The organism is Massilia sp. BAP21, from assembly GCF_057801335.1.
In genome coordinates, this window is sequence record NZ_CM173596.1 from 3,835,352 (window position 1) to 3,847,672 (window position 12,321).

Annotated in this window: 9 protein-coding genes; 3 read left to right on the plus strand and 6 right to left on the minus strand. The window is 66.7% G+C overall.

Annotation, left to right across the window (positions count from 1 at the left end; genetic code table 11):
• Window positions 1–2: 2 nt before the first annotated feature.
• Complete coding sequence (locus ACWYRN_RS16920) at window positions 3–3,254, plus strand: efflux RND transporter permease subunit (protein WP_488688737.1); 3,252 nt, start codon at window positions 3–5, stop codon at window positions 3,252–3,254.
• A gap of 156 nt (window positions 3,255–3,410) precedes the next feature.
• Here the strand turns inward: ACWYRN_RS16920 and ACWYRN_RS16925 are convergent, their stop codons facing one another.
• The 6 genes from ACWYRN_RS16925 to ACWYRN_RS16950 form a co-directional block, all read right to left on the minus strand.
• Window positions 3,411–3,926, minus strand: a complete 516-nt coding sequence (locus tag ACWYRN_RS16925) for a hypothetical protein (RefSeq protein ID WP_488688738.1) — start codon at window positions 3,924–3,926, stop codon at window positions 3,411–3,413.
• Between the two features lie 70 nt (window positions 3,927–3,996).
• Entirely contained in the window at window positions 3,997–4,470 is a 474-nt protein-coding gene (locus tag ACWYRN_RS16930; RefSeq protein WP_488688739.1) for a hypothetical protein, read from the minus strand.
• Between the two features lie 410 nt (window positions 4,471–4,880).
• Window positions 4,881–5,348, minus strand: coding sequence for a hypothetical protein (locus ACWYRN_RS16935; RefSeq protein WP_488688740.1), 468 nt, complete (start codon window positions 5,346–5,348; stop codon window positions 4,881–4,883).
• A gap of 257 nt (window positions 5,349–5,605) precedes the next feature.
• A complete protein-coding gene (locus ACWYRN_RS16940) occupies window positions 5,606–6,598 on the minus strand; it encodes an NAD(P)H-hydrate dehydratase (protein WP_488688741.1) in 993 nt (330 codons plus the stop codon).
• Window positions 6,599–6,614: 16 nt separating this feature from the next.
• A complete protein-coding gene (locus ACWYRN_RS16945; RefSeq protein WP_488688742.1) occupies window positions 6,615–7,379 on the minus strand; it encodes a histidine phosphatase family protein in 765 nt (254 codons plus the stop codon).
• A 111-nt stretch (window positions 7,380–7,490) separates the two neighbouring features.
• Window positions 7,491–8,891, minus strand: coding sequence for an L-cystine transporter (locus tag ACWYRN_RS16950; RefSeq protein WP_488688743.1), 1,401 nt, complete (start codon window positions 8,889–8,891; stop codon window positions 7,491–7,493).
• 255 nt (window positions 8,892–9,146) lie between these two features.
• Here ACWYRN_RS16950 and ACWYRN_RS16955 point away from each other — a divergent pair, with 255 nt between their 5' ends.
• Together ACWYRN_RS16955 and ACWYRN_RS16960 are read left to right on the plus strand one after the other, a co-directional pair.
• Window positions 9,147–10,856, plus strand: coding sequence for a methyl-accepting chemotaxis protein (locus tag ACWYRN_RS16955; protein WP_488688744.1), 1,710 nt, complete (start codon window positions 9,147–9,149; stop codon window positions 10,854–10,856).
• 273 nt (window positions 10,857–11,129) lie between these two features.
• Window positions 11,130–12,203, plus strand: a complete 1,074-nt coding sequence (locus ACWYRN_RS16960; RefSeq protein ID WP_488688745.1) for a DUF3466 family protein — start codon at window positions 11,130–11,132, stop codon at window positions 12,201–12,203.
• Window positions 12,204–12,321 lie beyond the last annotated feature (118 nt).

The window sequence follows — 12,321 nt, forward strand, 5'->3', positions numbered from 1 at the left end:
CCATGTTCCTCTCCAATTTCAGTGTCAAGAAGCCGGTCGCCACGATCGTGCTGATCCTGGGCATGATGTGCATCGGCTTGCTGGCCCTGTCCAAGCTGCGCGTCAACCAGAATCCCGACGTCGATATCCCGGTGATCGTGGTCAACGTGCCGTATCCGGGCGCCTCGCCGGAAACGGCCGAGCGCGAGATCATCGACCGCCTGGAAAAGCAGATGCAGAGCGTGCAGGGCGTGACCGAGGTCACCTCCTACGCGAACGAAGGTAGCGCCACCCTGGTGCTGGAGTTCGACTTCAAGCGCAACCTGATCGAAGCCTCGGACGATGTGCGCAACGCCATCTCGGCGGTGCGCTACAAATTGCCGCTGGAAATGCGCGAGCCTATCCTGCGCCGGGTCGACCCTTCGGCCCAGCCGATCATGCAGCTGGCGCTGTCGTCGAGCAGCCAGAGTCACGCGAGCATTTCGCGCCTGGCCGAGGACGTGCTGGCCGACCGCTTCCGCGCCATCGACGGCGTGTCCACCGTCAACGTGAACGGTTCGCTGCGGCGCGAACTGTCAGTGCTGCTGCGCGCCGACCAGCTGCGCGAATACAATGTCTCGGTCAGCGATGTCACGACTGCGCTGAGCCGGCAGAACACGAACGCGCCGGTAGGCAAGGTGCGCGGCGTGCTCGACGAAAAGGGCATCCGCCTGATCGGCCGCATCGAGCGCCCCGAGGACTTTTCCCAGGTCGTGGTGAAACGCAGCGGCGACACCATCGTGCGCCTGAACCAGGTGGCCACGATCCAGGACGGCTTCGCCGACATCGACAGCGCCTCGATCCATAGCGGCAGCCCGAACGTCGGCATCTCGATCGTGCGTACCCGCGACGCCTCGACCGTGTCGATCGCCAAGCGCGTGCACGAGCTGGTGGCCGAGATCAACAAGGAACTGCCGAAGGGCACCACCCTGACCATCACCCGCGACGGCGGCGAGGAAGCGCAAAGCAGCCTGAACAACGTGATCGAGTCGCTGGTGTTCGGCGCCGTGCTGACCGTGTTCGTGGTCTACGCCTTCCTGAATTCCTGGCGCTCGACGCTGATCACGGCGCTGTCGCTGCCGACCTCGGTGCTGGCCGCCTTCATCGCGGTCTGGCTGTGCGGCTTCACGCTGAACTTCATGACCCTGCTCGGGCTGTCGCTGGCGATCGGCGTGCTGATCGACGACGCCATCGTGGTGCGCGAAAACATCGTGCGCCACATGGAAAACGGCGCCGACCGCCGCACCGCGGCCCTGGTCGGCACGGCCGAGATCGGCATGGCCGTGGCCGCCACCACCTTCTCGATCATGGCCGTGTTCATCCCGGTCGCCTTCATGCCGGGCATTGCCGGCGAATGGTTCCGTCCGTTCGCGCTGACCGTCACCTGCTCGGTGCTGGTCTCGCTGTTCATTTCCTTCACGCTCGACCCGATGCTGTCGGCCTACTGGGGCGACCCGCCGGGCCACCACCTGGAGCCGAAGAAGGGCCTGTCGAAGGCGCTGGGCCACTTCAATGCCTGGTTCGACCGCCTGGCCGGCCGCTACGGCAACGTGATTGCGTGGGCGCTGCACCACCGCCGCTGGATGGGTGTGCTCGCGGTGCTGAGTTTTGCCGCGGCGATTGCGATGCAGATCTTCCTTGGCGGCACCAGCTTCCTGCCTGCGGGCGACGGCAACAAGATCATGATCGAGGTGCGCACCCCACCGTCGTCGAGCCTGGCGTTTGCGCGCCTGAAGATGGAGCAGGCGGCCAAGCTGGCCCATACGCTGCCGGAAACCCGCGCCACCGACATCGTTGCGCGCCCGAGCGGCGGCTCGATCTACGTCGAGATCGGCAAGCGCAACACGCGCAGCCGCAGCGCGGCCGCCATCGGCGCCGATTTGCGCGCCAAGGTCTCGCGCCTGGTGGGCGCCGAGTACACCGTCATCGACGATTTGTCGGGCGGCGGCAAGCCGGTGCAGATCGAATTCACCGGCAACGACTCGCGCAAACTCATGGAGCTGACCACGGCCTACATGGAAAAGCTGCGCCAGGTGCCGGGCGCGGTGGATGTGACCCTGTCGCAGCAGGACCCGAAGGACGAGCTGCAGATCGAGCTCGACCGCGGCCTGGCGAATTCGATGGGCGTGTCGGTGGGCGACGCCGCTACCGCGCTGCGCGTGGCCTTTGCCGGCATCGAGGTTGGCGACTGGGTCGACCCGACCGGCGAAACGCGCGACGTGGCGGTGCGCCTGCATCCGGAAGACCGGGTCAGCATCGAGAACATCGAGCGCCTGCCGATCGCGATTGCCGGCACCAACACCATGGTGCCGCTCGAGCAGATCGCCCGCATCAGCATGGGTAAAGGCCCGTCGGAAATCGTGCACAAGGACGGCAAGCGCGTGATTACCGTGTCGGCGAATGCCCAGGGCCGCTCGAACGGCGAAGTCACGGCCGACGCCATGGCCCTGGCCAAGAGCTTCGACTTCCCGCCGGGCTATGGCCTGGCGCTGGGCGGCGCCGGCAAGGACCAGGCCGAGCTGTTCCGTGAAATGACGATCGCCCTGTTCGGCGGCATCGGCCTGATGTACCTGATCCTGGTGATGCAGTTCGGCTCCTTCACCGCGCCGATCGGCGTGATGATGTCGCTGCCGCTGTCGCTGTTCGGCGTGGTGGTGGCGCTGCTGCTCACCGGCGGTACCCTGAACCTGATGAGCTTTATCGGCATCATCATGCTGATGGGCCTGGTGGCGAAGAACGCGATCCTGCTGCTGGAGGCGGCGCGCGCCCTGGAACACGAAGGCTATGCCAGGGAAGAAGCGCTGATGAAGGCCGGCCGCGTGCGTCTGCGTCCGATCCTGATGACCACCTTCGCCCTGATCGCCGGCATGCTGCCGGTGGCCCTGGCGCTCGGCCCGGACGGCAAGTTCTACCAGCCGCTGGCGGTGGCCATCATCGGCGGCACCATCACCTCGACGCTGCTGACCCTGCTGGTGGTGCCGACTTTCTACGACAGCATCGAGATCGCGCGCGACCGCATGGCGGCCAAGTTCGGTCGCCGCGCGGAACGCTGGCACGTGCTGCCGGCCTTCCTGGTCACCTTCGTGGAAGCGATCCTGACCCTGCTGCTGGTGCGCTTTGTGTTCCGCATGGTCATGTGGCTGTTCCGCTTCGCTACCGGCCGCGGCCGTGGTCCGGGCGCCGGCAAGACCGTGCCGCTGGCGAAGAAGCCGGCCAAGGTGGCCGAAGGCGTGTAAGACGGCGGCCCGCTGCAGGGCCGTCCAGGGCGCATGGGTTTGCTGCATGCGCTGCGCAATAAAAGAGCCCGCACATGTGCGGGCTCTTTTGTTTTTGCAGGTATCCCGTCCTGGCCTGGCGGCGGCCAGGCTCAAGACCAGGATGCGGAACGTGAATTAGCGGCCGGTGCCGGGAGCCGGGTTCAGCGGGCCCGATTCGCCGGTGCCGGCGCGGGTCGATGCCGGGCCAGTGCCGGTAGTGTTGCCGGTGCTGCCGCCGGTGACGGCGCCTTCGCTGCCGGTGGCAGGGGCCGGGGCCATTGGCGCGCCGCCCGGATTGGCGCCGCCGGTGGTGCTGCCGTTCGGGCCGACCTCCACGGCGCCGCTCACGCCGCTGGCGCCGCCGACCGCGCCTGGCGTGTTCTCGCGCGAGCCGCCTTCGTTTTCGCCGACGGTGCGCGGGTTGTTGTTGGTGTTGTACTCGACGCCGCCCAGGCCGGTATCGCCGGCGTTGCCGGTGGCGCCGCTGGTGCCGGCCGCACCGCCGGTACCCGCGCCTTCGCTGCGGCTGGAGACCGCTGCCGCGTCGCCGTCGCCGCCGATGCCATTGTCTTCCTTCTTGCAGCCGCCGAGGACGGCGGCGAGCAGGGCGGTGGTCATGATGATGGCTGGGATTTTACGTGTCGTTTTCATGGTGGGTCCTTTGTCTGTTGTCGTCGGTACGCCGGCGCCGTGCCGGCGATTGCCCGCGTTGCGCCGGCCTTTACTGGCCGGTCGTGGTGGTGCCGGTGCCGGTGTCGCGGTTGTTCGCGCCGGTGCCGGTGCCGGTGCCGGTGGTGGCGGCATTGGTGCCGTCGGCATTCGCCGGCGTCATGGTGTTGGCGCCGGGGCCGCCCGAGACCGTGCTGCCGGTGCCGCCCGAGCTGGTGCCGCCGTTGTTGCCGGCCGCGCCCTCGTTGTCGCCCTGTACGCCGATGTTCGTGGTTTCGCCGTTGGTCGGGTTCACGCCGGCATTCTGGCTGGCGGTGGCGTTATCGACGCCGCCCGAGGTGGTGCCGGCGGCGCCGCTGGTGCCGACCGCGGTGCTGGTGCTCAGGCCGCTGCCTGCGACCGGGCCGCCATCGGCGCCCTGGGCCACCGGATCGGCAGCCGGCTCGTCCTTGCGGCAGCCGCCCAGCATGGCGGCAACGACGGCCGCGGCCAGGATGATTTTCGGTAGGGTAGTGGTGCGGTTCATGGTGAACCTCCTTAAGAATATGGGAAACAGAGTCGCAGCAATGCCGCGTTGGTTCCCATTCTGGCGGCGCGCAACCACGCAGTCCGTGCGCGGGCCAACGTAAGGCGCAAACAGGTGCGGTTGGCGGTCATGGTGTGAAGCAAGGTCTGGCAGCGTGCCGGAGGCTTGCACAAGACAGGTACGAGGGAAAAAGGGAAGAAGAAAGTGGAGCGAAGGAACGGGGGGGGCGATACAACGCTAGAGCGATGGCGCCAAGGGGGAGAGGAAAAGCGATGTGGAGGAAACTGAACAACAAAGCGTAAAACCACGCAACACCGGCTCGGATGCCGGCGGCGTGATGCACTGATGACATGCGCACACCGCAGAGCCTGCAAAAAGCAGGCCCTGCTGAGTGGTCAAACGCGGCCCGATTAGCGGCCGGTGGTGCCCGAGGTACCGGTGCCGGTGCCCGACGAATCGGTGCTGCCGGTGGTGCCGCTGGCGCCGGTGGTGCCGGTCGTGCCCGAGGTGCCGCTGGTGCCCGTGCCGGTGGTGCCGGTGCCGGTGGTGTCGCCAGTGGTGCCCGTTGCGCCGGTGCCGGTGCCGGTGGCGCCGGTACCCATGGTGTCGCCGGTGGTGCCGGTTGCGCCCGTGGCGCCGGTGCCGGTTGCGCCGGTGCCGGTGGTGTCGCCCGTGGTGCCGGTGCCGGTGGCGCCCGTGCCGGTGTCACCGGTGGTGCCCGTGGTGCCGCTGGTGCCAGACGTCGAGCTCGGCGAGGTTGCCGAGGTGTCGCCGGCGCCGGTGGTGTCGGCGGTGTCGTTCTTCTTGCATGCGCCCAGCATGGTGGCCAGGAGGGCTGCGGTCAGCAGGATTTTTGGTGCTTTGGTCATTGCGTTCATTGTTTATACTCCTCGTTCACGTCTATCTTGTGCCGTTGACTCCAGGTGAGGCGCTGGAGGGCTAACGGCGCCAGTTCAGTTTCACCATGGAACCTCGCTGGGCCCATTGGTGAAACCCTCAGGGAACCGACGCAACACGCGGCCCCGTTCGGTGCACGAATCCGACTAGTGATTAGACTGACATTGTTACCACCAGTTCGCCGGATTGCGCACATCTTGCTTTATTCCGCGGTACGGCATGCGGATTTTGATACCAGTCAAACGGTTTCCCGCCCGACCGTGTCCCCCGGCGCAGGCCGGATGGTCTTTTCCTTGCCGGCATCCTTGCCGGCAACCGATTCGAGCAGGGCGGGAATTTCGTCCGGTATCTCCCGCGCCAGGTAACCCAGTACACCCATGCGCTCGGCCAGGCGTTCGCCGGCGCGCGCATGCAGGGCCACGCCCCAGCAGGCCGCCTGGGCCAGCGAGGCGCCGCGCGCCGCCAGCCCGGTGATGATGCCCGACAGGGTGTCGCCCGAGCCCGAAATGCCCAGGCCGACGTTGCCCCCTTCGTGCTGCCACAATTCGCCGTCGGGCGAGGCGATCACGGTGCGCGCACCCTTCAGCGCCACCACGGCGTTCCATTCGGCGGCCGAGGCCAGCGCCCGCGCATCGGGTCCGGACACGATGTCGGGCTTCGCAATGCCGGTCAGGTGCGCCATTTCGCCGCAGTGCGGGGTAACGATCACCGGCTGCTCGAAACGGTAATTCTCGTTCGGGTCCCAGCCCGGCGGCGCGTGCAGCAGCGTGCCCATGGCGCAGGCGTCGAGCACCACGGCGGTGTCGCCGCCCTGCAGGCGTTCGAGCAGGCCGTGCACCAGTTGGGCGGCGGCCGCTTCGTCTTGCATGCCGGGGCCGATCAGCACCGCGCTGACGCGGTCGGCCAGCGGGTCGAGCCGGGCGATCGCGTCGGGCGTGAAGCCGCCGGCCTCGGTTTCGGCGAGGCCGATCACGCGCGCCTCGGGCATGGCCAAGGCCACCAGCTGGGCCACGCTGGCGCCGGTGGCAATCGTCAGCTTGCCGGCGCCGGCGCGCAGGGCGGCGGTGGCGGCCAGGATGACGGCGCCCGGCATTTCGCGCGAGCCGCCCAGCACCAGCACGTGGCCGCGCACTTCCTTGTCGCTGTCTTCGCCGGGCATGGGCAAGGGCCACGCACGCAGCAGCTCGGTGGTGACGTCGTGCACGGCAGGTGCGCTCTGGATGGCGTTCATGGTGTCAGGGTAGGGGTCAGGCCTTGGGCGCCGCCGGCACGTCCTTGCTGACCGTGACCGGCGTGCCGCTCGCTTCCAGCGGGGCGACGAAATTCACCAGGCGCAGTACCAGCTTGCCGCGCTTGCCGGCGTCGGCATCGAAGGCATACGAGGTGACCGAGCAGTTCGGCACGTCTTCGGCGCGGTCGAAGGCCAGGATGCTGGCTTCGTCGAGGCGCTCGATCAGGTAGCGGAAGCAGTTGACGATGACCTGGTGCGCCACGATGAGCACGCGCTCGCCGCCGTATTCGCGCGCGATGGTGTCGAGCAGGCTGCGCAGGCGCAGGACGACGTCGCACCAGCTCTCGCCGCCGGGCGGGCGGAAATAGAACTTGCCGACGTGCTGGCGCTGTTCGTACAGCTCGGGGTACTTGTGGGCGATGCCGTGCGTGGTGAGGCGGTCGAGGATGCCGAATTCCTTTTCGCGCAGGCGCTCGTCGTGGTGCACGGCCAGGAAGGACTCGCGCTCGAGGCGGCGCATCAGGATGTTGGCGGTTTCGGCGGCGCGCACGTAAGGCGAATGCAGCACCACGTTCGGGCGCTCGGCCTCGGGCAGGGCGGCGAACCAGGAAGCGAGGGCCTCGGACTGGCGGATGCCGAGCTCGGACAGGGGCACGTCGACGTCGCGCTCGGCGATGTCGATCATGTGCCCGGCCGCCGCCTCGGCCACGTCGCGCGCGACGTTACCCGCGCTTTGACCGTGCCTGACCAGCCAGATCTCCTGAGGCCACTTCCGTTCCATTAGCTGCCCGCCATGATTATTGACATGACGTCATCATAGACGGATTCTGCAGCGGGTCAGCGCACGATACTTTTTGCTAACAAATTACGAAAAAAACAGCGAAAAATTCGCTCAGGCGGTTTGCTCTTCGCCGTCCAGGTTGGTTTCCGCATCACTATTGAAAACCGCCATGTTGCTGGCGCCGAGGGCGCGCGCGGTCAGGGTGCCGGCGGTGATCGATCCGCTCACGTTCAGGGCGGTGCGGCCCATGTCGATCAGCGGCTCGATCGAGATCAACAGGCCCGCCAGCGCCACCGGCAAATCGAGCGCCGACAGCACGATCAGGGCGGCAAAGGTGGCGCCGCCGCCCACGCCGGCCACGCCGATCGAACCGAACACGACGATGGCCACCAACGGCAGCAGGAAGCCGATGTTCCACGGGTCGATGCCGACCGTGGGCGCGATCATCACCGCCAACATGGCCGGGTAGATACCGGCGCAGCCGTTCTGGCCGATGGTGGCGCCGAACGAGGCGGCGAAGTTGGCGATGCCCTCGGGCACGCCGAGGCGGCGGGTCTGGGTCGCCACGTTCATCGGAATGGCGCCGGCGCTGGTGCGCGAGGTAAAGGCAAACACCAGCACGGGCAGGATCTTCTTCACGTAGCGCAGCGGGTTGTAGCCGGCCAGGGCGACCAGCAGCAGGTGCACGCCGAACATCAGGAACAGGGCGCTGTACGAAGCGAGCACGAAGTTCAGCAAATTCAGGATGTCCTGCAGGCTGGAGCCGGCCACCACCTTGGTCATCAGGGCGAACACGCCGAACGGGGTCAGGCGCAGCACCAGGGTCACCATGCGCATCACGATGGTGTGGGCGACGTGCACGAAGTGGCTGAAGGAAGCGAATTCGGTCGGCTTCTTGGCCGCGATGCCGGTCGCGGCAATGCCGATGAAGACCGAGAACAGGACCACCGCAATCGTCGAGGTCTTGCGCGCGCCGGTCATGTCGAGGAAGGGATTGGCCGGGATGAACGACAGGATCATCGACGGCAGCGAGATTTCCTTGGCCGTCGAGAGCGAACCCTGCAGGTATTCGCCGCGCGCCACTTCCGCGGCCGAGGCCGTGAGACCCACCGCCGTCAGGCCGAACACCTTGGCCATGGCAATGCCGATCAGGGCCGCCACGGCAGTGGTGGCGATCAGGATGCCGATGGTGAGCGCGCTGATCTTGCCGAGCGAGGCGGCGTCGCGCAATTTCAGGATGGCGCCGATGATGGACACCATGATCAGCGGAATCACGATCATCTGCAGCAGCTTCACGTAGCCGCTGCCGACCACGTCGAGCCAGGCATTCGTGCCGGCCACTTCCGGCGAGGCGGCGCCGTAGATGGCTTGCAGGGCCGCACCCAGCACCACACCCAGGCCGAGGCCGGTGAACACGCGCCGCGTGAACGACTGGTGGCTCGCCTGCATGCGGTAGAGCAGGACGCAGACGGCGGCAGCAACGGCCAAGTTGAGGAGGATGGGAAGGGTCATGGCTGCCTCTTGTTTTAAACATCAATTGAATCGCAGCATTTTATAGGCAAACGCCGTGCGCCGCAGGAAGGCGGTGGCGCACACTCCTTGACGCTCTGTCAACGCCTGTTGTGCGAGGGCGACGATAAACCCATGAAACCAGTAAGGTATTAGGCAGAAAGTTTCCGTATGGATTCACTTGTTCCTATAATCAGGGGAGCCGGCCGGTCCAGAACCTGCTCCCGACCAACCTGTTACCCGATTGCGGGCTTTTACATGTTCAAGAATCTCACCATCAAGTCGCGCCTGATCTTCGTGCTCGGTTTCCTCGTTTTCGAGCTGATCGTCGGCTTCGCGATCGGCATCCTCAATCTGAACAAGTCGAACCAGGCGCTCGAGCACATGTACAGCGACCGCCTGCTGGCCCTGGCCGATCTCGACGAGATTGGCCGCCTGATGACGCTGAACCAGCTGAACCTGGCCAAGGCCAGCCTGCCGAACGCCCAGAACACCGATGCGGTCATCGAGCAGGTGGAAGCCAACGCCAAGCGCGTGGAGGCGCGCTGGACCGAATACCTGGGCACCGAGATGGCGGCCGACGAAAAGGCGCTCATCGCGCGTTTCGTTGTTGAACGCAAGGCGTTTGTCGAGGACGGCCTGAACCCGGCCATCGCCGCCGTCCGCGCCCGCGATACCGCGCGCGCCGCCGAGATCGTGAACGGCGACATGCAGCGCCTGTTCGCACCGATGAACAAGACCGTGACCGAACTGGTGGAACTGCAGCAAAGCTCGGCCAAGGCGAGTTACGAGGACTCGCAGGCGATGTACCGCCTGGTGCTGGCGGTCTGCATCGCCGGCCTGGTGTTCGGCGTGCTCGTGGCAAGCGTGCTCGGCTGGATGCTGGTACGCGCCATCGTCATTCCGCTGCAGGCCGCCGTGAAGATCGCCGGCGGCGTGGCCCAGGGCGACCTGACCCAGCAGATCGAGGTGCGCTCGAACGACGAAACCGGCCGCCTGATGGCCGCGCTGAAGGACATGAACGATTCCCTGGTCGAGATCGTGACCCGGGTGCGCGCCGGCACCGACAACATCGCCACCGCATCGAGCGAAATCGCCGACGGCAACCTGGACCTGTCGGCGCGCACCGAGCAGCAGGCCGGTTCGCTGGAAGAAACCGCGTCCTCGATGGAAGAGCTGACCTCGACCGTGAAGCAGAACGCCGACAACGCGCGCCAGGCCAACATGCTGGCCGGCTCGGCCTCGGAAGTGGCGGGCAAGGGCGGCGTGGTGGTGGCGCAGGTGGTCCAGACCATGGGTGCGATCAATACCTCGGCGGGCAAGATCGTCGAGATCATTTCGGTGATCGACGGCATCGCCTTCCAGACCAACATCCTGGCGCTGAACGCCGCCGTGGAAGCGGCCCGTGCCGGCGAGCAGGGCCGCGGCTTCGCGGTCGTGGCCGGCGAAGTGCGCAGCCTGGCCCAGCGCAGCGCCGCCGCCGCCAAGGAAATCAAGCTGCTGATCGACGACTCGGTGGACAAGGTGCACCATGGCGCGGCCCTGGTCGACCAGGCCGGCGCCACCATGAACGAGATCGTGCAGAGCGTCAGCCGCGTGACCGACATCATGGCCGAGATCACCGCCGCCAGCCAGGAACAGACCGCCGGCATCGAGCAGGTGAACGCGGCCATCGCACAGATGGACCAGACCACCCAGCAGAACGCCGCCCTGGTCGAGGAAGCATCGGCCGCGGCCCAGTCGCTGCAGCAGGAAGCCTCGACGCTGGCGCGCACCGTGGGCGCCTTCCGCATCGAAGAAAGCCACGTGCGCGCCGCCGCTTCAGCCGCCAAGGCCGCCCCGGCCCATGCACAACTGGCCAAACCGGCAGCACGTCCCGCGGTGGCCAAGCCCGCCGCCACGGCGAAACCTGCCGCCGAACCATCGAAGGCTGCCGTCACCGCCGGCGACGGCTGGGAAGAGTTCTAAGGCACCGGACATGCCCGTGTCGTAGGGTGGGCACCCCGTGCCCACGCGGAACTGTGAACATTGTTGGCCGAACAAACTGAACATCGCCAACGTTTCCCGCATCACGAACCCCAACCCGCACGCATTCCAAAAGGGCGACACCATGGCCCTTTTTTCTTATCCGCAAACAAATTCCTTGAGCAAAATCGATCTTCGCTACCGCTGCGCTTGCGCAAACTCGCAGCCAACGCGGCAGTTACGCTGACTGTACAGATTGACTTTGATGAGGATGTGATGCGAACCCCCTTGCTGGCGCGGTTCGCGGCAGGCCTGCTCCTGGCCATGCCGCTGCTCGCCGCCGCCGACCCGCGCTACACCGTCACCGTCCTGGCCGGCCCCGACAGCCGCGCCTGGGACATCAACCTCTCCGGCCAGGTCGTCGGCGCGAACGGCGACAACGCCTGGCTGCACGACGGCGCCGCCTACATCGACCTCGGCAGCGGCACAGCGTTCGGCATCAACGATTCCGGCCAGGTCGCCGGCCATTCCGGCAACAACGGCTTCTTCTACAACGGCGGCGTGATGACCGCGATCACCGGCTGGGGCTTCACCACGGCCCGCGGGCTGAACAACGACGGCGTCGTGGTCGGCATGGCCGAATTCGAGGACGCCGAAAACGGCTTCGTGCGCCACGCCATCAGCTGGCAAAACGGCGTCACCACCGACCTCGGCACCGTGTACGGCTTCCAGAGCCGCGCCTACGGCGTCAACAGCCAGGGCCACGTGGTCGGCGGCAGCGACATCGGCGGCGCACCGAACTACCCGCTCACGCCTTTCCTCTACCGCGACGGCGCCATGAGCGAGATCGCCCAGTTCCCGGGCCCGTGGAGCGAGGCCACGGCCATCAACGACCACGACCAGATCGTCGGCTTCGGCAACCTGCTGCCGAACGGCCCGGAACTGTATCCGCGCACCGCGTTCATGTGGGACGACGGCGTGCTCACCGATATCGGCGCATTGAGCGGTGGCGCCAACAGTTTTGCCTACGGCATCAACAATGCAAGCCAGGTGGTCGGCTGGTTCGGCAACTTCGCCAGCGAGCGTGGCTTCCTCTTCGAATATGGCAGCTTCTACGACCTGAACACCCTGATCGACCCCGCCTCCGGCTGGGTGATTGCCGAGGCAAATGCGATCAACGACCTGGGCCAGATCGCCGGTACCGCCTGCCGCGACGGCAGCTGTCATGCGGTGCGGCTCGACCTGGTTCCGGCCGTGCCCGAGCCGGCCACCTGGGGCATGTTGCTGGCTGGCTGCACCCTGGTCGGGTGGCGTCGCCGCCTGCGCACGCGGGGAGCCTTATTTCGTTGACAACGTTGTGCCTTTTTGCAACACTCAGGTAGCTGTCGAGCCCGGTAAGCACGCGTGGTGCGCTGCTTCGGGCTGGCAGCGACGATCCAGTCGGAGAACCGATGCGCGCCTTGCCCCG

Bases quoted from the DNA above. Each gene is read 5' to 3' on its own strand.
- ACWYRN_RS16920 (WP_488688737.1), top strand. From the start codon at position 3: ATGTTCCTCTCCAATTTCAGTGTCAAGAAGCCGGTCGCCACGATCGTG.
- ACWYRN_RS16925 (WP_488688738.1), bottom strand. From the start codon at position 3,926: ATGAAAACGACACGTAAAATCCCAGCCATCATCATGACCACCGCCCTG.
- ACWYRN_RS16930 (WP_488688739.1), bottom strand. From the start codon at position 4,470: ATGAACCGCACCACTACCCTACCGAAAATCATCCTGGCCGCGGCCGTC.
- ACWYRN_RS16935 (WP_488688740.1), bottom strand. From the start codon at position 5,348: ATGAACGCAATGACCAAAGCACCAAAAATCCTGCTGACCGCAGCCCTC.
- ACWYRN_RS16940 (WP_488688741.1), bottom strand. From the start codon at position 6,598: ATGAACGCCATCCAGAGCGCACCTGCCGTGCACGACGTCACCACCGAG.
- ACWYRN_RS16945 (WP_488688742.1), bottom strand. From the start codon at position 7,379: ATGGAACGGAAGTGGCCTCAGGAGATCTGGCTGGTCAGGCACGGTCAA.
- ACWYRN_RS16950 (WP_488688743.1), bottom strand. From the start codon at position 8,891: ATGACCCTTCCCATCCTCCTCAACTTGGCCGTTGCTGCCGCCGTCTGC.
- ACWYRN_RS16955 (WP_488688744.1), top strand. From the start codon at position 9,147: ATGTTCAAGAATCTCACCATCAAGTCGCGCCTGATCTTCGTGCTCGGT.
- ACWYRN_RS16960 (WP_488688745.1), top strand. From the start codon at position 11,130: ATGCGAACCCCCTTGCTGGCGCGGTTCGCGGCAGGCCTGCTCCTGGCC.